The sequence below is a fragment of the Burkholderia sp. AU15512 genome (genome assembly GCF_002223325.1).
In the GTDB taxonomy this organism is placed as follows: domain Bacteria; phylum Pseudomonadota; class Gammaproteobacteria; order Burkholderiales; family Burkholderiaceae; genus Burkholderia.
This window is the reverse complement of record NZ_NKEX01000003.1, coordinates 748254-770784: the sequence shown is the minus strand read 5'-3', so window position 1 is coordinate 770784 and position 22531 is coordinate 748254. Positions and strand designations below refer to the sequence as shown.

The window sequence follows — 22531 nt, the reverse complement described above, 5'->3', positions numbered from 1 at the left end:
GAGCCCGCGCTGCCGCCGGCGGCGGGCCTGCAGCGCGCGCGCGACGCGGCGCCCGGCCCGCTTCATTTCGCTGCCCCCGCCACAGCCGCAGCCGTTGCCGCGACGCCCGGCAGCACGCCCTGCGCGCCGCTCGCGGGCCCGACGTCGTACACGCCGGGCTTGTTCTCGTCCGGCGAGGCAAGCGTCGCCCATTTGTCGTCGCCGTTGACCGGATCGACCGGCACCGCCCGCAAATAGTGCTTCGCGACCAGCTCGTCGAGCGTCTCGGGATACTGCCCGTTGTCGCCGTAATACTGGTCGATCGCATTGCGCATCACCGCGAGGTTCTGCAGCCTCACCTGCTCCTTGCCATGCTCGATGCTGTGCATGTAGCGCGGCACGGCCAACGTCAGAAGCAGTCCGATGAGCGCCATCACGACCACGATTTCGATCAGCGTAAAGCCGCGGATCCTGCGGATGCGAGCGAGTTTCATGATGGCCGGTCACCACTGTTTGTACGGAATGCCGTTGATGCCGATACGCGCCGATTTCGACGTCACGTCGAACACGTCCTTGCCGGGCTCGAAGCCCCCTGGAGGCCCGTCCGCCGCCGGCTCCGGCGGCGTGCCGTATGCACGCACGTCCCAGGTGTCCTCGTCCGGCGTATCGGGGGCGCCGGTGAAGAACGGATCGCGCGGCACGCGGCGCAGGAACATCACCAGGCCGCCCTTCGGGTCGCGGGCATTTTTCACGCCCGTCACGAGCACGGTCAGCGACGGCGGATAGCCGGACGATTCGGCTTCCTTGTCGATCTTCCCCGCGTCGCTCGCCTCCTTATACGCATCGAGCGCGGTGCGGATCTCGCGCAACGCGGCACTCAACGCCTGTTCCTTCTGCCGCTGCACGAGCAGTTCGGAGAACGGCATGACCGCGAGCGCGAGGATCGCCACGAGCGCGAGCGTGATGACCATCTCGATCAACGTGAAGCCGCGCAGGCCGATGCGGCTGCCGCGGCCGACGCAAGTCGCTGCATTGCGCGCGGCCACGGCTCACTTCCCGACCGGGCGAAGCGGGTTTTCGCTCGGAATGTCGCCCGCCGGCATCTGCAGCGTCGGAGGCGGGGCCGCCGGTGCGGCGGCGGGTGCATTGGCAGCCGCGGCAGGCTGCTCGGCCGGCGCGGGCGACGCAACCGGCGTCACGGTGGTGCCCGGCGCCGGCGCGACTTCGTTGCCTGCGGGCGGCGGCTCCGCCGCGGCTGCCCCGCCGCCCCCGCCGGCCGGTGCAGGCAATGCCGTTTGCGGCCTCGAGAACCGCCCGCCGTAAGGTTCGGGGGGCGGCGTCGTACGCGGTGCGGCCGGCATCTGTCCGAACGCGCCGCTCTCGGGCGACGGCTGCGCGCGGATCGCGGCAGCCTCCAACGGGGTCGGCGCCCTGCCGCCCGACGTCCCGCCTCCCACGCTGCCCGGAACGACCTTCGCCGTCGGCGCGGCGGGCGCCTCCGCGTTCTGCGCCTCCGCGTTCAGCGCAACCGGATCGAGTCGCAGCTGATCGGCGTGCACGTTGACGTCGGTGCCCGACCATACCTCCTGGGTGTCCGCGTCCGCCGCCACTTGCGGCCGGACGATATGCGGCGTGATCTGCAGCACGATCTCGGTCTTCTTGTGATCGCCGCCGTGATCGGAGAACAGGCGGCCGAGCACCGGCAACTGCCCGAGACCCGGCACCTTGTTCGCGTTGCGGCGATCCTCGTCCGAGATCAGGCCGCCCATGATCTGCGTTTCGCCGTCCCGCAGCCGCAGGCTGGTCGCCGCACTGCGCGTACCGATCTGGTAGGCGAGCGAGCTCAGCCCCTGCGAGTTGCCGCTCGAGATCGTGTTGGTGATGTTGCTGACCTCGAGATTCAGCTTGATGCCGACGTCGCCGTCGCGATAGACCTGCGGCTCGACCTCGAGCTTGATGCCCACGTCGAGGTACTGGATCATCTGCGTAAACGACGGGCCGCTGGTGCTCGGCGTGCTCGAGCTCGAGATCACCGGGACCTTGTCGCCGATCATGATGCGCGCCTTCTCCTTGTTGCGCGCGCGGATGCGCGGGCTCGCGAGCAGATTCGCGTCGGTATCGGTCAGCTTGAAGTCCGCGGTGGCCGACAGGCTGCTGACGTTCAGCGCATTGATCGGCAGATGGTGCAGCACGCCCCAGGTATCGGCCGAGCTCGGCGTCGACACCGTAAACGAGCTGGGCCAGTTGATGCCCAGCTGCGACATCCGGTCATGCGACACCTCCAGTACCTCGACCTCGAGCATCACTTCCGGCTCCGGCAAGTCCTGGGCGGCGATCATCTCCTCGGCGACCTTGATCATGTCGGGGGTGCCGCGGATCGTCACCGTGTTCGCGCGCTCGTCGATCACCGCTTCCTTCACCTTCAACAGGCTCTTCAGCAGCGACTGCACCTGCTTCGCGTCGACGTTCGACAACTGGAACGTCCGCACCTTGAGCTCCTGGTACTCGAGCTCCTTGGCCGGCGTCGCCGGGTAGATGAACAGCGTGTTCGCGTTCATCTGCTTCTTGTCGAGCTGGTTCTGCAACAGGATCATGTCGACCGTGTCCTGCAGCGACGCGTTCTGCACGAAGATCGTCGTCTTCAGATCGGCGCGCACGTCGCGATCGAAAATGACGTTCAGCCCGGATGTCCGCGACAAGGCCTCGAACACCATCCGCACGTTCGCGTCGCGGAACTGCAGCGACACCGGCGTGCGCATGATCGACGACGCCGCGAGCTTGTCGTCGCGCTCCGCGTGTTGCTGGCGGCGCTTCTCGACGAGCTCCGCCTGCATCCTTGCCGCCATCGCATTGGCCGGATCCTCGACCAGCACGCGATGCACGCGCTCGGCCGCCTGCGCGTACGAACCGCGCTTCATCATGCGGTCCGCTTCCTGCAGAATCGCCAGATGCTTGCGGTCCTGGTCGATCATCGTGCCGATCCGGCGCGCGCGCTCGCTGGTCGGATCGAGTTGCATCGCCATGTAGACGGAGCGTGCCGCGTCGTCGAACTCGTTCTTCTGGCGAAACGCGTCCGCGTTGTCGAGCAGATCGTCGACGGCCTCCTTGCGGTCGTGCATTGCGTCGATCTTCACCTGTGCATTGGTCGGATCGTCGTGAAGGTTCGGCACATGCGCACATCCGCCGCATGCGAGCAGCGCCACGGCGATCGCCAGCGCGCGTTTCGTCGCGCACCGGCCGGCCGGCGGCACCGATCGCGCAGCGGCCCGGGGGGCGGAGCCAAGACATGTCGACCGGCCGTCGTCCCCATCGCGGCGCGCATCCCGTGTACGTATGGTTTTCATTTACTTTCCTTCCACTGGAATGAGCACCGTCTGGACCTGGTTCAGCGGCAGATAGGTGAGCACCACGTTCGACGCGGACACCGACTCGACCCGATACTGGCCACCGATCACGTCACCCGGCGAAACAATCAGCAACTGGTCTCCGTTGCCGAGGAACACCTGCGGCTTCGCCGACCTGGCATCCTGCTGGCCGAGATAGACGAACGGCACCGGCGGCGCGGTCGGCGGCGCCGGACGCGTCTCGGGCGGCGGCGGCACGACGGGCGGCGGCGGCAGCCATGACGACGCCGTGAACGGATCGTGCGCGGCTTCGACGGACACGGGCGCACGCAATGCGGCGAGCTGCTCGCGCGGGGTCGCCGCCGCTGCATGCGACGCGGGCGCGGGCGCCGCGGCCTGAGAGGCCGGCGCGACGCGCACACGGGCCGGCGCGGGCGCCGCCCGCACCCCGTCGTGACGCACCACGATGCTTGCGGCAGCCGGCGCCGGCTGCTGCATCGCCGCCACCAGCACGCGATATCCGGCACCGGCGACGACGAGGCAAGCCAGCGCGAGTGCGAGCCGATGGCGCGAAGCGGGCTTCATGGCGGCGGAGATCATGGCTGGGCGCTCCGGTAGACGAGCTCGAAACGCACCCGCGCGTCGAGAATGCTGCTGCCCACTGCCGGACGCTCGACGTGGATCTCCTGCAGCGCCGCGTTCGGCACGTGGTTCAGCACCGATGCAAGAAAATGGCGGATCGCGCCGTACTGGTCCTTCACCGGCAGCAGCACCTGGTAGCGCGCGAAGCGGCCGCCCGACTCGGTCGTCATCTGGTACTCGGCCGACCCGAGCGTCAGGTGGCTGTCGCGCGCCTGCTCGAAGATCGACGCGATGTCTTCCGCGCTTTGCGAAGAAGCCGGAAAGAGCGCGGGCAGCGCGTCGAGCGGGGTCGCGTCCGCCGCCGTGCCGCGCACATCCACGCGACGATGGCCGGGTGCGGCGCGCACCACACTGGCCGACGCAAGCATCGCGCGCGTGTCGGACTCGACACCCGCGATCGCCGCATACGTGATGGCGGCCGCGCCGAGCATCAGCACGCCGGCGAGCCCCGGCAGACCGAAGGCGCGTCGCCACTCGAAGCGAAGCGTGAGCAGGCGGTCCGCGAAACGATCGGCTTTCATGATTTCCTCCAGACGGCCGTGATCTGGAAACGCACCGGCTTGCCCGCCACGTTCTCCTCGACGAGATGACCGTTGAGCGTCGCCTCGCGCAGCACGACGCTCGTCTGCAAGTACTTCAGGTACGCGATCATCGCGTCCGGGTCCTTCGCTTCGGCCGTGATGCGAATCTGGCCCTGCGCCGGGTTCTGGTCGATGCCGATGAGCGCGACGTCATGGCCCGGATAGTCCTCGACGATCGAGAAGAGCGTCTGCCACGGCACGGTCAGCTCGCGCAGCACGGCCTGGCTCTGCTTTTCCGCAAGCCGGGCGGCCGCGGTCGGCGGCGGCTTCGCGACGTGTTGCTGCGCGAGCAGGCGATGCTGGACGACCGTCAGGCTCTCCCTGATGCGATCGTTTTCCGCGTACGTGTGCCAGAGCCGGACGGCGCACGCGCTCCACAGCAACGCGGCGACAACGAGGAGGATCACTCCGCCGGCGCCGATGCGCGCGCGGCGCCGGCAAAAATCGATGTCGAGCGTGCGGATCATGGCGCGTACTCCAGCAATCGGCGCGCGGGCGAACCGTCGTGCGCCGCGCGGCCCGGCAGCGCGACCGCGGCGAAACGCGCGTCGAACGGCGCAACGTCCAGGTCGGTGCCGAACAGATAGACCTTGCAGGCGTCGAGCTTCAGGCCCGTGCGCATCGCCGAGCGCTCGAACAGCTGCTCGGCGAGCTCGGCGAGCCGCGACGCGTCGTCGGACTCGCCCGGAAAGAGGCGCTGCGTGTCGTACGCGGCCCACTCGCCGTGCTCGATCATGACCGCTTGCAGCAGCGCCTCGTCGACGACGAGCAGCATCGCATCGCCGTCCGGCTTCACCGCGAACCGGCCGAGCGTCTCCGGAAGGGCCGCGCGCAGGCAGCGGATCGGCACGTCGCCGGCCGCACCGGTACCGAGGATGCCGTCGTACAGCGTACGCGGCAGCGCGCTGGCAAAGAGCACCCGGCCACCGCGCCGCACGTCGAAGCGCGCAACCAGCGACTCCGCGGCGACGCCGTACGTGTCGGAGAAATGCGCGAGCGCGATTTCCTCCAGCTCGCGTGCGTGCAGCGCGCGAAAGTCTCCGCGCAGGATCGCATGACAACACCAGAAATCGTCGAGCACGACATGCGCGCCGCGCACCGGCGCCCGCTTCGCGCCGGCATCGGCATCGTGCGTCGCGGCCAGCGCGGCGCGCAGCGCATCGAGCATCCCCGCCTCGCTGCCGAACTGCGCATCGGGAATGGCGACGCTGAGCGGATCGGCGACGAACCCGCGCCGGTCCGGCCGCCACAATGCGCGCGTGCGGATGCCGACGGCGATCTCGCGCGTCCCGACACCGACGGCAAGACGATCATTCGACCATGGTGACACGATTGATCTCCTCGAGCGTCGTTTCGCCGCGCCGGACCAGGTCGAGCGCCGCCGCCCGCAACGTCGTCATCCCGTAGCGCAGCGCCGCGGCCTTGATGTGCCCGAGCGGCGCGCGCTCGGACAGCAGTTGCCGCAGTTCGTCGTTCATGCGCAGCGCCTCCGCGATCGCCCGCCGGCCGCGATAGCCGCTGCCGCGGCACATCGCGCACCCGGTGCCGCGTCGAAACAGGTAGCTGCCGGCCGTATCCGGGTCGATGCCCGAACGGGCGAGCGCATCCGCGTCCACCGTGTCCTCGTCGAGACAGTCCGTGCAGCACTGGCGCAGCAGCCGCTGCGCGATGACGCCGTTCAGCGCCGATACGAAGCTGTACGGATCGACCTCCATGTTCGTGAACCGGCCGATCACGTCGAACACGTTGTTCGCGTGCACGGTGGTGAACACCTGGTGGCCGGTCAGCGCCGCCTGCACGGCGATCTGCGCGGTTTCGGGATCGCGGATCTCGCCGACCATGATCTTGTCCGGGTCGTGCCGCAGGATCGAGCGCAAGCCGCGCGCGAACGTCAGGCCCTTCGCCTCGTTGACCGGAATCTGCAGGATCTCGCCCAGCTGGTACTCGACCGGATCCTCGATCGTCACGATCTTCTCGAGCCCGTTGTTGATTTCGGTGAGGATCGCGTAAAGCGTCGTGGTCTTGCCGCTGCCGGTCGGCCCCGTGACGAGCAGCATGCCGTACGGCATCGACGCGACCGACCGCATGAAGCGCGTGTCGGCCGGCTGGAACCCCAGCGCCTCGAGCGTCAGGCCGCCCGACGCCTGGGAGAGCTGATAGCGGTCGAGAATCCGCAACACGGCATCCTCGCCGAACTGATTCGGCATGATCGACACGCGAAAATCGATTTCGCGTCCCGCGTACATCGCCTTGAAGCGCCCGTCCTGCGGGATGCGGCGCTCCGCGATGTCGAGTTCGGAAATCACCTTCACGCGCGACAGCACCTGATCCGCGACGTCGCGGCCCTCCACCCGCCCCACCACCGTGAGCACGCCGTCGACGCGGCACTTGATCATCAAGCCGGCCGCCCTGCATTCGAGGTGGATGTCGCTCGCCAGCATCTTGAGCGCATCGTAGATCGTCGAATTGAGCAGGCGCACCACCGGGCTGTCGTCGCTGCTGATGCCCTGCAGCGTCAACGCGAGCGACGCCGGATCGGGCGCGCACTGGATCGGGTCGTCGAACGCGAGCGAATCCATCGCGCGGATGTCCTTCTCGCGCACCGCAAGATAAGCGCCCAGGTCGCCCGCGCTCGCGAGCGCCCATCGGTACGGCAGCGTCGGGTGCGCGCGCATCCGGTGTTCGACCCAGCCGCGCGTGCGGGCATCGAGCGGATCGGCGATCGCGAACAGCAGCGCGCCGCTGTCGGGATCGCGCAGGCACACGCAGAGACGCGCCATCGCCTCGACGAACGGCACCCGCTCGAAATCCGGCTCCAGACGGTTCAGCTCGCGTATGCCGATCGGTTTCATCCTGAACTGCGCGGCGAGCCGCTCGCGTATTTCGTCCGCGCCGAGCGCCGTGTGCGCGGTCAATGCCTCGAGCGCGCGAATACCGGACCCGTGGCGTTCACCGAGCGTGCGAAGCAAGTCGCGCAGGTCGCGCTGGCCGGCATCCGCGTCGGGATCGGGATCGACGGGAGAAATGACGGTGTCCATGCGAATCTCCGGGACGGCCTACTGAATGCTCGACGCGATCTCGAAGATCGGCATGTACATCAACACGACGATGCCGCCGATCACCACGCCGATCACGATCATCATCGCGGGTTCGATCAGTCGCGAGATCAGGTCGATCGTGCGCGAAACCTGCGCTTCCTGGAATCCGGCGATCCGGTCGAGGACGGGCCCGAGCGCGCCGGTCTTTTCGGCCACCGTCAGCAGGCGATAGCCGATCGCGTCCGCGAGGCCGGCCTGCTGAAACGCATCGGACATCTTCGCGCCGTTGCGGATCTGCTGGAGCGCGGCTGCGAGCGCGGCCTGATCGGCACGGCCCACCAGGCCGCGCGCGAGGTCGAACGCGCGAATCGCGGGAATGCCGCCGTCGACCAGCATCGCGGTCGTGCGATAGAACTGCGACTGGCGGAACACGCGGAAGTGTTGCCCGATGCCGGGCAGCGCCAGCAGGCGATCGGCGAGCCAGATCCGCAGGGCCGGCCGCCGCAGCGCGAGCCCGGCGGCGACCGCCAGCACGGCCAGGCCAACGGCCAGCCCGGTGCCATGCGCGTGCACCATGCCGCCCCACGCCATCAGCAGCCGGGACATCAGCGGCAGTTCGCGCCCGCTGTGTTCGAGGAGCGTGGCGAACCGCGGCACCACGAAGCCGAGCAGGAACAGCACGACGGCCGCGCCGACGAACAGCAGCACCGTCGGGTAGATCGCCGCCGACACGACGCGTGCGCGCAGCTCCCGCAGCGTCGCGCTGTTGACCGAATAACGCGTGAGGCTGTCGGCCAGTCCGCCGGTCTGCTCGCTCGCCTTCACGCACGCCACCAGCACCGGCGGAAAGATCGGGCTCGCGTGCTCGAGCGCCATCGACAGCGCCTGCCCTTCCTCGAGATGCCGCAGCAGGTCGTGATACACCTGGACGGACGCTTCGCGCCGGGTGCTGCCGCCGAGCGTGCGCAATGCGTCGACGAGGCCGACGCCCGCATCGAGCAGCGCCGCCAGCTCGCGCGCGAACATGTCGACGTCGAAGCGCGCACGCGGCATCCCGAACCGGTTCGTGCCGCGCCGCTGCCGCGCGGCGTCCGCGCTGACCGACACGACGCGCAGGCCGCGCGCGCGCGCGAGCGATGCGGCGTTCGCCGGCGAATCGCTGTCGATCCGCAGCGTCTGCACCGACCCGCCCGTATCGAATACCCGCAGCACGAATTTCACGTCGACTCTCCTTGCGGTTGCTCACGCCGCGCACCATGACCGCGCCGCTACCACGACGAGATCGTCACGTTCTCGCCGGTCCCGCCCCCGCGTCCGTCCTTGCCGAGCGAAAACAGGTCGTAGTCGCCGTGTTCGCCCGGTGAGCGATACTGATAGGGCCGATCCCACGGATCCGCCGGGACGGCCTTCTGCAGATAGGGGCCGCTCCACCGCGATGCGCTTTGCGGCTTGTTCACGAGCGCATCGAGCCCTTCCTCGGTGGTCGGATACGAACCGACGTCGAGCCGGTACTGATCCAGTGCCTGGCCGAGCGACACGATCTGCGCGCGCGCGACCTTCACGTTCGACTTGCCGACCTGTTCGAAATACCGTGGCGCGACGAGCCCCGCCAGCAGCCCGATGATGACCATCACGACAAGCAGTTCGAGCAACGTGAAGCCGCGGCTCGCGCGTGCGCGGCACACGCTTCGTTCGTCGCGCGGCCGCCGGTCCGGCCCGCCGGCCGGCATCGAGGACGATCCATGGCTCACGGCTTCCCTCCCTGTATCAACCCGCGGCGTCGGCGCCGCGGATGCCGTTGATTGCATTCTTGTTCACGCGGGTACGCGCCAGAAGTAGGGAGTGCCGTCCATCCCCATGGGTAGATCCCCCCCAGTTGGGCGATGCGGCAATGGAGGGAATTCACACACGGTCGTCGTCGTTCAGCGCGAGCACGCCGATGTCGATCGCGAAATGAACCAGGCCGGTCAGGTTGGCGATGCCGAGCTTGCGCATCAGATTGGCGCGGTGCTTGTCCACGGTTTTCGGACTGACCTTGAGGCACTCGCCGACCTGCCGGCTCGTGTGCCCCTCGACGACGAGGCGCAACACGGTGCGCTCGCGATTGGTCAGCGCGCTCCACAAGCGCGCCTTGTGCGCGTTCGCGTCGCGCAACCCATGCAGGCCGGCGCGGGCGCGATAGGCGTCGAGGCTGACCACGCACTTGCCCTGCATCACGAAGCGCATCTCGCGCACCAGGTCGGCGAACGGCGAGTCCTTGAGCACGTAGCCGTCCGCACCCGCGGCGAAAGCCTCGCTCACGTCGTCTTCGCCGTGATGAACCGTGAGGACGATGATCCGCGCATGCGGCACGTTGCGCTTGAGCGTCGCGATTGCCTCGAAGCCGCTGCCGCCCGGCATCGACAGATCCATCAGGACCAGGTCGGGTCGGGTCTTCTCGGCGAGATGACATGCCTCGACCCCGCCGCTCGCCGCGCCGACGATGCAGTAGTCGGCCAGCTCGGAAACCAGATGACTCAGGCCGACGCGCAACAGATGCTGATCCTCGACGATCAGCACACGATGCTTGTTGTCCAATTTCGACGCTCCCTCGCAGAAACGTGGCACCCACGGCCCGCTGTCGGCGGGAACAGGCACTAGTTGGACGCGACGACGTCGCGATAGGCAGCGAGCAGCTCGGTGGGCGTCGCGAAACCGTCGATCCTCAGCCACGGCTGGCCCGGCGCGGCCCGCACGAACGTCACCGGCGTGTGGTTCATCTTGTCGCCGCGAAAGACGTTGAACGCGCGCTGCGCGGCCACGCTCGCCTCGACGGTCCCGGTGTAGTGCTGCCATTCGGGGCCGGCGCCGAAGCGTGCCGCGTAAGCCTTGAGCCGCTCCGGCGTGTCGGCCTCCGGATCGATCGAGATCGACATGATGTGGACCTTGTCGCGGTCGGCGCCGAGTTCGCCCTGCAATTGCTCGAGCGTCTGGCTGATCATCGGGCAGATGGTCGTGCAGCTGGTGTAGATGAACGTCAGGATCACCGGCCGGCCGTCGTCGAGCTCCTTGGCCAGCAAGACGGTCCGACCGTCGTCTCGCACGAGCTGAACCGTCGGCGCCGCATACTGGACCATCGTGTGCACGGTTCCCGGCATCATCGCGTGATGCATGTGCATGCCCGCGGCTTCCGTCGCGCCGTCGCTCACGGGTGCGCCGGCCTTGTCGACCGCGTTACCGGCAGGCGCGGCCGGTACGGGCTGCGCGGGAGCGTCGGTCGGGGGCGCCATCGCGGGTCCCGCGGCGGGCGCCGCGGCAGGGTCACTCGCCGGCTCCATCGCGTGCTCCATCGGGTGCGCCGGCGCGGGCATCGCCGCGCCGGCGGCGGCATTCCCGTCGGTGCCGTCCGCTGCGTTTCCGGCAGCGTGTTCGACACCGTTCTGCATGTCCTTGTCCATCGAACTGTCGACGGCTTCCGGTGCCGGGTTGTCCGTGGCGCTCCCGGTCGCCGCCGCGCTTTCGAGCGCCGCTGCGCCGGCGTTCTCCATCGCGCCGCCGTCGGACGCGCACCATGCGGGCGCCGCGGCGAGGGCGACGCCCGCGACCACGAATGCGCCCATCGTCGATCTGGCGATCCTGTTCATACCGGCCTCCATGACACGAGCGAGGCAGCGGACAATTCCGTGCCCCGCCCATGCAGTGTCATGAATTTGCCGGAGAGCGTCATGGGATGACGCCCCCCAAAGGCCGGTAGGACATGCCCGCCCGGCACGATCCCGCAATGCACGCGGCAGGCGTTTCCCTATGACGAACACGCGCAATCCCCATGTTGCGGCCCGCATCGGTCACGTCCTAGAATGGTCGAAACCTTACGTTTTCCTGAAGACGCGCCTCGGGAGCCACCATGACTGAACGCCAGCCCGAAGGGCCAAGGATCAGGCTGCTCGATCTGATCGACGCGATGCGCAAGCTGCGCAGTGCGCTTCGTCACGACGATCGCCGCCGCGCCGTCGTCACCGACGCACGGGGCGCGGCGCTCGCCATTCTCGCCGACGACGGCACGTTCGTATCGGTCAATCGCAGCACCGCCGCGCTGTTCGGATACAAAGGCGCCGAACTCGTCGGCCGGCAGCTGCGCGACCTGGCACCCGACGACGCCCACGTCGGGCTCGTGGACAATCTCGCCGCGAGTGCCGCGCGCGAGCAACATTCGTTCACGGCGATGCTCGGCGGGCGAAGCGGCCATCCCGCGCAATTCGTCATCTATCGGCAGGCACTGCCCGGCACCGGGCTGTGGCTGACGCTGTTCGAGGAATCGCCGATGCCCGAGCCCGCACGACGCGGCGACGCGGCCAACGATGCGGGCGTCCATGCGTGCCACACGTATCTGCTGATGGGCCAGCAGAAGGAGCGGCATCGCCTCGCCGCGGAATTGCACGACGGGCTCGGCCAGGCACTGACGCTCATCAAGCTGATGAATGAGGACGCGCTCATGCGGCTTCGTCGCGGCGAGATCGCCGACGCGACGATTCTGCTCGACGTCGCCGTGCTGCGGATTCGTGAGACGATCGGCGAAGTGCGCCAGATCTGCGGCGAACTGAAGCCGCCGATGCTCGACAGGCTCGGGCTGCCGGCCGCGCTCGCGTCGCTGTGCCGCCGCATCGAGCGTGACGCGAGCCAGTTGTCGGTCGAGTTCAATTGCAACGTCGACGACGACGAGATTCCCGAGCATCTGAAAGCGGACATGTTCCGGGTCGCGCAGGAGGCGCTGCACAACGTCGTCAAGCATGCGCAGGCCACCGAAATCGTGCTCGGCCTGCAACACGATGCCGGTGGGCTGCTGCTGACGATCGACGACAACGGCGTCGGCTACGAGCGCCATCCGCTTGCGACCGACGACGCACGCTCGGCGGGGCTCGGGCTGATCGGCATGCAGCATCGCATCGAGTCGCACGGCGGCACGTTCGGGATCCAGTCGTCCGCCACGACGGGCACGCGTGTCTCGGCAACCTGGCCGCTCTGATACCGGCAACGCTCAGCGCTTCGCGCCGCCAGCGGGATAGTCGTCCAGCCGCGCGACGGCGTCGGGCACCTGCACGTCGTCGTCGACCGGCCTGGCCGGCACGTCGGCCACATCCGTTTCCGCGCATTTCGCCGCGAGCGTGGTCAACAGACCCATGTTCATCGCGACGAGCACCAGTTCCGTCAGATTCGCGAGATGGAGCTTGTGCATCATGCTCGCCCGGTACTTCTCGATCGTCTTCGGGCTCAGGCTCAGGTACTGGCCGACCTGCCGGTTCGTGCGCCCTTCCGCGATCAGCTTCAACACGCTGCGTTCGCGCGCGGTCAGGATGTCCCACGCCTTTTTGGGCGCGGGCGTTTCGCGGCCGGTCACGAACGAGTCGACCATGTAGCCGTACACATCCGCGCTCAGGTGCCGCTTTCCCTGCATGACCATGCGCATCGCGAGCAGCAATTCGTCAAACGAAACGTCCTTGAGCACGTAGCCTTCGACGCCTGCACGCAGCGCCTCGCGCACGTACTCCTCGTTCTGATGCACGGTGAGCACGACGATGCGGATCGTCGGTACCCGCCGCTTGATCGTCGCGCTCGCATCGATACCGTTCATCCCGCGCATCGACAGATCCATCAGGATCAGGTCCGGCGCGAGCGTCATGGCCAGGTGGCACGCTTCCTTGCCGTCGCGCGCCTCGCCGACGACTTCGTAGTCGCCTTGCGCGGAAAGCATCGACCGTAGCCCGTTTCGCAGCAGATCGTGATCTTCTGCAATCATCACGCGACATTTTGTATTCACGGCTTCCCCCAAGTTTTCCGCGCTTGCACCACGTCGGATCTCGACGCCTCGTTTGCACGGTGCCGGACGATTTCTTCGCTGCGTTCCGCGATCCGGTCTGATGGCCCCGTCTCGCGAGCGACAGGCCACGTCCGTCTTCCGAGCAAGGATCGCGCCACCGCGCCACGCGCGGGCACCCCGGCCGGACACGCGCCCGCGCGAACGTCGCGCGATGGCAGGAATGTTGCAGGGTTGAATCGCTCCGACGTGGTGCGTCGCATCAGTAGGACTACGGATAGCGGGACTATCCGATCCGTTCCGCCGCGCAGGAAACGATTCATGCTGCAACGACGCGCGCATTGAGGAGAAACCAACTTCTGCGCGTAAGAATCGTCAACTTCGCCCGGTTATCGGGCGCTACCGACCATTACTTGTGTAACAGTTTTGCAGCGCCGCCGCGGGGGTGTTTCGCGGCATCGAAGTGTAGGAGGTCGCCCCATTGCCGATCCGATGTACCCGCAACGACAATGCAGATGCAGGAGGCCAGAAAGATGCACAGCCGCCCTTCATCCGTATTGGGAACAGCGCTCGTTGCCGCATGCGTGGGAATCGGCTCGGCATGGTCGTGCGCCGCGCACGCGCAGATTTACGGCACGGTGGCGAGCAATGGCGCCATCGTCCTGACCAACGAGCCCGGCACGGCCAATCTGAAAGTGATCGTCGCGGCCGAAGGGCCGAGCGCATCGGCAGTGAAGCATGCCGCGCCGAAATCGGCGGTCGCGTCGTCGTTCGCGGACGTGATCACCGAGGCAAGCGCGGCGTTCAACGTTCCGCCCGAACTCCTTCGCGCGGTGATCGACGTCGAATCGGGATACAACCCGAAGGCGGTCTCGGACAAAGGCGCGCGCGGGCTCATGCAATTGATGCCGGAAACGGCGCGGCGCTTCTCGGGCGGCGACATGCTCGATCCGCGCGACAACGTGCTGGCCGGCGCGCGGTATCTGCGTTTCCTGCTCGACCTGTTCAAGGAAAACGTCGAACTCACGCTCGCTGCCTACAACGCCGGGGAGAACGCCGTGATTCGGGCCGGTTATCGCATTCCGTCGTTTCCGCAGACGCGCGAGTACGTGCCGCGCGTCCTGGCGCGCTACAAACGGCTCCTCACCGCGAACTGAAACGCGGGCGGCACGCGGTGCCGCCGGCGACGCGCGGACGATCCGCGGCCCGGCGTCACCGAGCGATGGCGTGCGGCCGCGCATGGCGGCCGGCGTGACACCGGCCGACGGGTCGAGCGACGATCAGGGAAATGCGGGGATGGTCGGATCTTCGCCCTGCAGATGCGCATCCGTGTGGTGAAGCTTGATCGCATCCTCGATCTCGTGAACGCGGTCGGTCGGAACGTCGATCATCATCAGCAATTCACCGTGCTCGATGCCGTCCTCGAAGCGCTTCAGGCGCGTGCTCGGCACGTCGACGCCGATCATCGTCGCCGCCCATGCGCCGAAGGCCGCGCCGAACAGCGTGATCGCCACGACGACGCCGCCGCCGATCCGCAAGCCGTCGGGCGGGAACACCAGCAAGAGCAGCCCGAGCAGCATGCCGGTCCCGAAGCCGACCGCGGTGCCGCGCGCGAGCGACGGCAGCAGGTCGCTGCGCTGCGCGAGCGTCGCCTCCGGCAACCCGTCGCGCATCACATCGTGATTGGCGAGGCAATGGATATGTCGCCACTCGATTCGCAGCGACAGCAACTCGCCGACGATCGACTGCGCGCATTGCGTCGTCGGCAACAGAAAGTAGACCCGTCTCATGGCTCCTCCTACGTCACCGCGCAATGCGGCGATCCCCCTTCAGACATTCTGGTTCGGCACGCGTCCGGCTTGTAGTGGTAATGCTCGCCGAAGTGCATGGGTAGAACACGGTAGGCGCCGCCGCGCGCGCCTCAGAGCCGCCCGTAGCTGTGCAGCCCGGACAGGAACATGTTGACGCCGAGGAACGCGAAGGTCGTCACGAGCAGGCCCGTGAGCGCCCACCATGCGGCCACCGTGCCGCGCAGGCCCTTCATCAGGCGCATGTGCAGCCACGCCGCGTAGTTGAGCCACACGATCAGCGCCCAGGTTTCCTTCGGGTCCCAGCTCCAGTAGCCGCCCCATGCTTCGGCGGCCCACAGCGCGCCGAGGATCGTCGCGATCGTAAAGAACGCGAAACCGACCGCGATCGACTTGACCATCACGTCGTGGAGCACGTCGAGCGTCGGCAGGCGATCGGCGAGCACGCCGCGCTCCTTCATCAGGTACGCGACCGACACCATCGCCGACAGCGCGAAGCTGCCATAGCCGATGAAGTTCGCCGGCACGTGGATCTTCATCCACCAGCTCTGCAGCGCCGGCACGAGCGGCTGGATCTGCTGCGCGTCGCGCGCGACCGAGTACCACATCAGGAAGCCCACGGCCGCGCTGATCACCAGCAGCACGAACGCACCGAGCGCGCGCGTGCCGTAGTGGCCTTCGTAATACAGATAGAGCAGCGCGGTGATCAGGCTGAACAGCACGAACACTTCATACAGGTTCGATACCGGAATGTGCCCGACGTCCGCCCCGATCAGGTAGGACTCGTACCAGCGCACCATCAGGCCGGTGAAGCCCATCAGCACGGCGACCCACGTTAGCTTCTGGCCGATCGCGGAGCCCGACTCCGAGCGCGCGAGCAAGCCGATCCAGTAGAAAATCGTTGCGAGCACGAACAGCGCGCTCATCCACAGGATCGCCGACTGGCTCGACAGGAAGTACTTGAGGAAGAACGCCGAATCGGCGCGCGCGAGATCGCCCTGGTAGATCTGGATCGACAGCAGCGCCAGCACGGCGATCGACGCCATCATCAGCCGCGCGGGCTTCCAGCGCCAGCCGAGCGCGATGAGCGCCGGCACGGTGCCGATCATCACCGCCTTGTCGTAGTCATCCATGTGCGCGTGGTCGTGCACGAGCGCATGGCCCGCGCCCACCACGAGCGCCAGGGCGAACAGCCAGTCGAGCAACGACAGGCGCGCGAGGAACGGACGGTCGTGGTCCGGCTCGCATGCACGCCCCGCGGCGGACGCGCGTTGTCGCAGATACGACAGCCTGGCGACCGAGGCCGTGCCGCCGCGTGAGGATTGCATCGCTTTCATGGCATTCACCGGAATGGAACTGCGCTGGGTTGGAAGAAAAAGAGGCGCCCCGCCCCGGGGGAGACGAGACACCTAAATGATCACGGTCGGCGCCGGTCGCCTGCCTGCCGCGGCACGTGCGCCGCCGATCAGGCGGGGCGTGCTCATTGGTCGGACGGCGGGCTCGCCGATGGGCCGGCTTCCGGCGGGTTCGCCGATGCGCCGGCTTCCGGCGGGTTCACCGATGCGCCGGCTTTCGCCGGGCTCGCCGGTACGCCGGTTTCAGCCGGAAATGCCTCGACGAATGCCGCGACCGCGCGCATGTCCTGCTCCGTCATGTTCGCGCATACGCTCTTCATGATCGCGCCGCGAGGCCGTGTGTCGGTTTCCCGGAAAATCGCGAGCTGCTTCCGAACGTAATCCGCATGCTGGCCGGCGAGGCGAGGAAAACCGCTCACGCCTTCCCCATGCTGGCCGTGACATCCGATACACGCCGCAACGCCCTTGTCCGGCAGGCCCCCCACGAAAATCGCCCGGCCCGCGTCGATGAGCGCGCGATCGTCGGCTTCGCCGAGCACGGCGGGCTGACTCGAAAAATAGGTGGCGAGTTCGTCGATCTGCGCGTCGGTCAGGTGCGTGAAGCCCCACATGAACCGCTTCGCGTTCGGGTCGGCACGCGCGTGACTCTTGAAGTCGGTCAACTGATCGACGAGGTATTCCTTGCGCTGTCCGGCGAGCTTCGGAAACATCGGCGACACCGACACACCGGTCGCGCCGTGACAGTTCGAGCACACCTGCAGCGCGATGGTCTTGCCCGATACGGCCGGGTTGTCGACTTGCCGCGACCGCTCCAGGTCGTGGCAACCCGCCCCGGCCAGCACCATCGCGAGCGAGACGATATGGGCCACTTTGTTCATGTCACCGACCTCCCTGCCGCCTTTTCTGCCACCTTCCGATGCGATCCCGTTCGGCGCCGCCGCGCATTCTCATCGACACGCGATGCGAAATGCGCGCTCCTCTCCCATCGCGCGGGGTCCAATCAGCCGGATGCGCGGGAGAGGCCGAACGGGAGGTCAGAAGGAAGCGAGCCATAGATAGAGAAACAACGTATCGTTATCCCTCGCATTGCGCCCGTTGCCGTCGTAGTTGGTCGTCGCGCCGAGGTACTTGGTGAAGTGCGTGTACTGGATGCCGATGCGCACGTGTTGATCCGGCATCCAGAATATTTCCGGCGTCCAGCCCTGGGTATTCGGATGGAAGTTCGCGCTCGCCGCGTAGGCCGTGCTGTCGGCCGTACCCGTCGTATTGAAGAACGACAGGCTGACGCCGTACTTGGCCTGGTAGACGTACGACGCCTTGAGCCGCAACGAATTCAGGTTCGCGGACGTGTTGTCGCTCACGATGAAATTGTTCGGATCGTGAATGTTCTCCCGCACGTAGCGCGCCTGCGCGGTGATCGTGTGCGGCTCGAGCAAGTATTCGTATTGCGCGTCGAGACCATAGTCGCGAAAACGCGTGACGCCGGTCCCGAAAATCGGGAAATTGTTCGCGTCGTTCGGGTAGACGTCGACGCTGAAGCCGAATGCGCCGACCATCACGCTATGCGGCCCCCAGTCGTGGGTCAGCGCGATGCGCGCATACGGGTTGTAGCCGCGCAGATAGATTTGCGGGTGATTCGGGTTCCCTTCGTTGTTCCCGTGGCTCAGGAACGACCAGATGCCGTCCGCGGTGCTGTAGGTGGTCAGCTCCGCGTACAGCAGGCTGTTCCAGTACAGGTAGGCGCCGGTGCCGACCGCCTGCGTCGCGAGCGCCCCGCTTTCGAGCAAGGGCAGGTTCGGGATCTTCGCCACCGGGCTGATGGTCGACGAGACGTACGGGTAACCCCATGCCGGCGCGGTGTTGAATACGTCCTGCACGGTCGGGTTGTTGTGCACCGTCAAGCCGACGATCAGGTCGTTCGCCGACGTCATGATCCGGTCGACGAAGCGGAAGTCGGTATTATCCGACGTCCAGTGGCCTTTCCATCGCCCGTCGCCGTCCTGATGATCGTGGGCGATGTAGGTGAACTGCGCGAAGCCGCCGAGATGGTCGGTGATCTTCCCGGCGAGGAACACGCTCGCGAAGTCGAAGATCGGCAGGCCGTCCTTGGGGTTGATCGGCGCGCCGCTGGAGTCGCTGTTGTAGCGGGTCTTGCTCAGGTCGCCAATCGCCATCGCGGCAAGCGGAATCGTTCGTTCGCCGAACGTGTAGCCGTTCAGCTTGAACATGCGCCCGTACGGCGTGAGTTCCGGAAACTGTCCGCCGGCATGGCACGCGACGCAGCTCTGCCCGGTCTGGCGCGCGAAGATCGGCAACGCGTGCGCGACATGCAATTGCAGCAACGCGAGCACCGCGAGCGCGGCCAGCCAGCCGCGACGTGCCCGGCGATGTCGAACACCATGGCCGGCCAGGAACGTTGTCATGACGGTTTCCCTCCCCGCATCGTATGCCGCGATGCTCCGGCGCGACATCGCCATGTCGCACGATGTCTTCAGTGTGCGATGCACGCGTCGAAACCGACATGGGGCGACTCCCTCCATACGCGGCCTGTTTCCTACTCCATCCGAAGGCGCGCGACGGCTCAGGGAACGATCCAGTCTCCGTCGGCGGAGATCTTCGTGCGGTCCGGCCCGGCGAACCGGACGATATAGCCGCCCTTCGACGCGAAGCGCTGCCCGGTCGCGAGCGTCAGGCGCGGGTAGTAGCCGGTCAGGATGCGGCGTTCGAGCATGTCCTGGATGCGCTCGACGAGATACTCGCGCACGAACGCGTCGACCATGTGGCTCAGCGTCTCGGCGAGCAGGCCGCACGCGAGATAGGTATCCGCCTGCACCTGCGGCGCGACCATCGGAATCTTGCGGATCGTGAACCAGCCGAACGCGTAGTCGACGCGCACGCGCCGCCCTTCGGGCAAGTCGAACGGATAGGCGACGCGCGTGACGGCGCGCCAGCTCGTCGGCAGCGGCGTGCCGTCGAGCCCGCCGAGCAGCCCCGACATGAACACGGTGTCCACCGTCGGCGGCACATGCTCGAGCGCCGCGAGATCGGGCGGCCTCAGCCACAGCACGAGCACATCGTCGCGCGGCATCCCGCGCAACGCGCGCGCGACGCCGTCGTGCGGTGCGAGCGCATGATTCGACACCGCGATGCCGCGCGCCTTCAGCGCCGCGGCGAGCGCCTGTGCGCCGCGCTCGCCGTTGTCGCCCGCGCGATAGACTTGCCTGACCGTCTTCACCGGCCGCGCGCCGACTTCGTCCAGCACGCGCTTCGCGATCAGGTCCGACTCGAGCAGCACGCCGCGCGAGAAGTACACCGAGTAGAAATCGTGCTCGGCTTCGACCGGCACCTCGACGTTCGGAAAGAGGCAGGGCACGGCCTGCGCCTCGCAGAAGTCGTGAACGGGCGCCCAGTTCCTGCCGCCGAGCCCCGACACCACGGCCAGCACCGGCTGTCGGGCGAGCAACTGCGTCAACTGCGCGCGCCACGTGTCCGGCGGCCCGTTCAGTTCCCACACGTGCAGTTCCCAGCGGCGATTGACCATGAACATCATTTTTCGCGTGGAACGCAGCGGCGGCGTCGTGCCGAACGGAAACGCGTTCTTGTCCGCGAAGTAATGCTGCAGGACGTCGAGCATGCCCGCCCGTTTCACCGGGTCCGCGTCCGGCGTGACGATCGTCGCGAAATGCAGCACCGTGTCCGTCACGCCCGACGGCGGGCGGCGATCGAGACGCTTCAGATAGCCCGTCAGCGCGGCCATGTCGGCGTCGCCGAGCGCGTATTGCGGCATCAGTCCGCCGAGCGGCCTGCCCTCCGGGTCGATCCCGTCGCGCACGGCGCGCGCGAGCCGCTCTTCCGTGTACGGCTCGCGATCGGTGCGCATGCCGGGAACGTACGGGATGTCGAGATCCTCGGCGGTCTGCGCGCGCGGATGCACCAGGTAGCGCCACGTGATCGGCGGAATGATGTTGTTGCCCTCCTTCGAGCCCAGCCCGCTGCGCCGATGGCAATTGACGCAGGCGGCAGCGGCGCCTTGCAGGCGCACGCCGTCCTGATGCACGGCTTCGAGCGGCGCACCGGAACCGAGGATGCCACGCTGGAAGAGGGCTTCTCCCGCGTCCGCGGGCACGACGGGTGCCGCCGGCTCGCCGCCGATCGCGTTGCCCGCGCTTGCGCACAGCGCGGCCAGCACCACCCACCGCGCCAGCCGCCCGCGCGAGACCGGCGGCCACGCCGCCGCGAGGGCGCGCGCTCGCCCCCGGATGCCGTTCATGGCCGTGCCGTCGGCCGGGCCACGCCCGGCGGGGCCGCCGACACGCGCGCATCGATCGACGCCGCCCGGCGTCCGCCCGGCGATACGGGCCGGCCGAAGAGCGCATCGTCGAGCGGCGGATTCAGCGACACCTTGTCGATGATCAGCGTGTCCTTGGTCGGCGAGGCTGCCGTTCCGCTCTCGATCCTGAGCGGGATTTGCAGGCCGTCGATGAGCTTGAAGTTGCCGTAGTTCACCTCCACCGTGAGCGGGCCGCTCGGCCCGCGCACCTGGCGGTCGGCCTTCACGTCCAGGAAGCTCCGCCCGTCGATCCACACATGCCGGACCGCACCGGACGGCAGCTTCACCGCCAGCCGGTATGCATCGTGCCCGCCGATCGGGTCGACGCCCTCCAGCGTCACGCCGATGCCCTTCGCATCGTGGTCGAACAGCGGGCCGTCGATCACCTGCTCGTCGCGCGCGGACAGCAGCTCGCCCGGCGTATACGGCCGCACGCCGGCGCTGCCGCTCGCGGCCTGTTTCCAGCCTTCGCGGCCATCGAACACGCGCACGGCCTTCTGGTTGAGCACGGTGATCTCGAAGCGCGTCTTGTTCGGGCGCTTCATCGCCAGGACGAACGGCATGTTGCGCACCGGCGCGTTCGGGCTGTCCACATGGCCCGACCAGACCATCGTCTGGACCTTGCGCCACGCGTCGAGCCCGCCTCTCGCCGCGATGTTCTTCTCGACGATCTGGTCCACGCCGAGGCCCTGCCCCGGCAATTGCTCGCACCCGCACAAGGCCGCCATCGCGCAGCCGGCGAGCACCCACGATCCGATCCGTCCCATGGTGGTCACCTCGTCCGGGTCTCGGCGGGGTGACTCGGCGCCTTCGCGAAGGTAAGCGGCGGCTTGCCGAACATCGCATCGTCGGCCGGCTCGTTGAGCGCGACATGCTCGATCGTGATCCGGTGCGCTCCCTTGACGCCGCTCACGACGGTCTCGAGCGTGTGCGGCAAGACGAGGCCGTTCTCCTTCCGGTAGTCGCGATAGAACACGGCGACGCTGTGCGTCTTGCCGTCCAGCACGCGCGGCTCGCCGTCGATCTTCAGTTCGAGAAAGCTCGACGCGTCGACCCACAGGCGGCGCGTCGCGCCCTCCTTCGACGTCAGTTTCAGCACATACGCGCGGTGCCCTTCCACCTGCTCCGTGCCGAGCGCCTGGATCGTGGTGCCCTTGGCCGCGTAATCGATCAGCGGCCCGTCGAGTTCGGCCGATGACGCGGCGGACTTGAGTTGCGCCGGCGTATACGGCTCGACATCGTTGCGGCCGAGGTACGGCCGGACCAGCCAGCCCTGCGAGCCGTCGTACACCTGCAGCGCCGTTTGCTGCTCGAACTGGATTTCGAGCCGGCTCTTGCGCGGACGCTTCAACGTCAGCGTGAACGGCAGCCTGACGTTCTTCGTGCCGCCCGCATCGAGCTGCCCCGTCATCCTGATCGACGACACCGCCCGCCACGCCTGCAGCCCGCCACGGGCCGCCGCATTGCGCTCGGCGATCTGCGCGGCGTCCATGTGCGACGCCGACGCCTCCTGCGCATTCCCCGCCGCCGAGGCCGCGGATGCGACCTGGCCGCAAGTCAACAAGCCGGCGGCACATGCCGCCGAAATCGACTTGAAAAGAAACCGGTTCATGACTGCTCTCCCCGCATGCAGGCCGCCCGTTGCCGATGCGCGGCGGCATGC

General features: G+C 67.6%; 22 protein-coding genes. 2 read left to right on the top strand and 20 right to left on the bottom strand.

What is annotated here, in order from left to right:
- Window positions 1-62 precede the first annotated feature (62 nt).
- The 12 genes from CFB43_RS06190 to CFB43_RS39115 form a co-directional block, all read right to left on the bottom strand.
- On the bottom strand, window positions 63-473 hold the full coding sequence (locus CFB43_RS06190; protein ID WP_089494444.1) for a type II secretion system protein: 411 nt from the start codon (window positions 471-473) through the stop codon (window positions 63-65).
- A gap of 9 nt (window positions 474-482) precedes the next feature.
- On the bottom strand, window positions 483-1025 hold the full coding sequence (locus CFB43_RS06185; RefSeq protein WP_089494443.1) for a type II secretion system protein: 543 nt from the start codon (window positions 1023-1025) through the stop codon (window positions 483-485).
- A 3-nt stretch (window positions 1026-1028) separates the two neighbouring features.
- Entirely contained in the window at window positions 1029-3149 is a 2121-nt protein-coding gene (locus CFB43_RS06180; RefSeq protein WP_373452531.1) for a secretin N-terminal domain-containing protein, read from the bottom strand.
- Window positions 3150-3323: 174 nt separating this feature from the next.
- Window positions 3324-3923, bottom strand: coding sequence for a hypothetical protein (locus tag CFB43_RS06175; RefSeq protein ID WP_089494441.1), 600 nt, complete (start codon window positions 3921-3923; stop codon window positions 3324-3326).
- A complete protein-coding gene (locus CFB43_RS06170) occupies window positions 3920-4486 on the bottom strand; it encodes a hypothetical protein (RefSeq protein WP_089494440.1) in 567 nt (188 codons plus the stop codon). Before CFB43_RS06170 ends, CFB43_RS06175 begins: the two co-directional genes overlap by 4 nt.
- Window positions 4483-5013 carry a hypothetical protein gene (locus CFB43_RS06165; protein ID WP_089494439.1) on the bottom strand — a complete coding sequence of 177 codons (531 nt, stop codon included), beginning with the start codon at window positions 5011-5013 and terminating at the stop codon, window positions 4483-4485. Before CFB43_RS06165 ends, CFB43_RS06170 begins: the two co-directional genes overlap by 4 nt.
- On the bottom strand, window positions 5010-5876 hold the full coding sequence (locus CFB43_RS06160) for a hypothetical protein (protein ID WP_089494438.1): 867 nt from the start codon (window positions 5874-5876) through the stop codon (window positions 5010-5012). The genes CFB43_RS06165 and CFB43_RS06160 overlap by 4 nt, the downstream gene beginning before the upstream one ends.
- Entirely contained in the window at window positions 5857-7584 is a 1728-nt protein-coding gene (locus CFB43_RS06155; RefSeq protein ID WP_089494437.1) for a GspE/PulE family protein, read from the bottom strand. Before CFB43_RS06155 ends, CFB43_RS06160 begins: the two co-directional genes overlap by 20 nt.
- A gap of 18 nt (window positions 7585-7602) precedes the next feature.
- Entirely contained in the window at window positions 7603-8805 is a 1203-nt protein-coding gene (locus CFB43_RS06150; protein ID WP_089494436.1) for a type II secretion system F family protein, read from the bottom strand.
- A gap of 47 nt (window positions 8806-8852) precedes the next feature.
- Window positions 8853-9314: a type II secretion system major pseudopilin GspG gene (gene gspG, locus CFB43_RS06145; RefSeq protein WP_089494435.1), complete on the bottom strand. Its 462-nt coding sequence runs from the start codon at window positions 9312-9314 to the stop codon at window positions 8853-8855.
- A 172-nt stretch (window positions 9315-9486) separates the two neighbouring features.
- Window positions 9487-10161: a response regulator gene (locus CFB43_RS06140; protein ID WP_089494434.1), complete on the bottom strand. Its 675-nt coding sequence runs from the start codon at window positions 10159-10161 to the stop codon at window positions 9487-9489.
- A 59-nt stretch (window positions 10162-10220) separates the two neighbouring features.
- Window positions 10221-10853 carry an SCO family protein gene (locus tag CFB43_RS39115; protein ID WP_373452537.1) on the bottom strand — a complete coding sequence of 211 codons (633 nt, stop codon included), beginning with the start codon at window positions 10851-10853 and terminating at the stop codon, window positions 10221-10223.
- 614 nt (window positions 10854-11467) lie between these two features.
- Here CFB43_RS39115 and CFB43_RS06130 point away from each other — a divergent pair.
- Entirely contained in the window at window positions 11468-12586 is a 1119-nt protein-coding gene (locus CFB43_RS06130) for a sensor histidine kinase (RefSeq protein WP_089494432.1), read from the top strand.
- Between the two features lie 12 nt (window positions 12587-12598).
- Here the strand turns inward: CFB43_RS06130 and CFB43_RS06125 are convergent, their stop codons facing one another.
- Window positions 12599-13378: a response regulator gene (locus CFB43_RS06125; RefSeq protein WP_089494431.1), complete on the bottom strand. Its 780-nt coding sequence runs from the start codon at window positions 13376-13378 to the stop codon at window positions 12599-12601.
- A 530-nt stretch (window positions 13379-13908) separates the two neighbouring features.
- Between CFB43_RS06125 and CFB43_RS06120 the strand changes: the two genes are divergently transcribed.
- Entirely contained in the window at window positions 13909-14532 is a 624-nt protein-coding gene (locus tag CFB43_RS06120; protein ID WP_089494430.1) for a lytic transglycosylase domain-containing protein, read from the top strand.
- 123 nt (window positions 14533-14655) lie between these two features.
- On the opposite strand, the gene CFB43_RS06115 is transcribed toward CFB43_RS06120, so the two are convergent.
- The 7 genes from CFB43_RS06115 to CFB43_RS06085 form a co-directional block, all read right to left on the bottom strand.
- A complete protein-coding gene (locus CFB43_RS06115; RefSeq protein ID WP_089494429.1) occupies window positions 14656-15165 on the bottom strand; it encodes a DUF1269 domain-containing protein in 510 nt (169 codons plus the stop codon).
- Window positions 15166-15296: 131 nt separating this feature from the next.
- Window positions 15297-16511, bottom strand: coding sequence for a c-type cytochrome biogenesis protein CcsB (gene ccsB / locus CFB43_RS06110; protein WP_089494428.1), 1215 nt, complete (start codon window positions 16509-16511; stop codon window positions 15297-15299).
- Between the two features lie 152 nt (window positions 16512-16663).
- Window positions 16664-17416 (bottom strand): c-type cytochrome, encoded by a 753-nt coding sequence (locus tag CFB43_RS06105; RefSeq protein WP_089494427.1) that lies wholly within the window; start codon window positions 17414-17416, stop codon window positions 16664-16666.
- A 156-nt stretch (window positions 17417-17572) separates the two neighbouring features.
- Window positions 17573-18961 (bottom strand): cytochrome C, encoded by a 1389-nt coding sequence (locus CFB43_RS06100; RefSeq protein WP_089495261.1) that lies wholly within the window; start codon window positions 18959-18961, stop codon window positions 17573-17575.
- 158 nt (window positions 18962-19119) lie between these two features.
- Window positions 19120-20808: a c-type cytochrome gene (locus CFB43_RS06095; RefSeq protein WP_089494426.1), complete on the bottom strand. Its 1689-nt coding sequence runs from the start codon at window positions 20806-20808 to the stop codon at window positions 19120-19122.
- A complete protein-coding gene (locus CFB43_RS06090; RefSeq protein ID WP_089439602.1) occupies window positions 20805-21635 on the bottom strand; it encodes a hypothetical protein in 831 nt (276 codons plus the stop codon). Before CFB43_RS06090 ends, CFB43_RS06095 begins: the two co-directional genes overlap by 4 nt.
- A 5-nt stretch (window positions 21636-21640) precedes the next feature.
- The gene (locus tag CFB43_RS06085) at window positions 21641-22480 is read right to left on the bottom strand and encodes an outer membrane lipoprotein-sorting protein (protein ID WP_089494425.1); all 840 of its coding nucleotides are present in this window, start codon (window positions 22478-22480) and stop codon (window positions 21641-21643) included.
- Window positions 22481-22531: the final 51 nt, after the last annotated feature.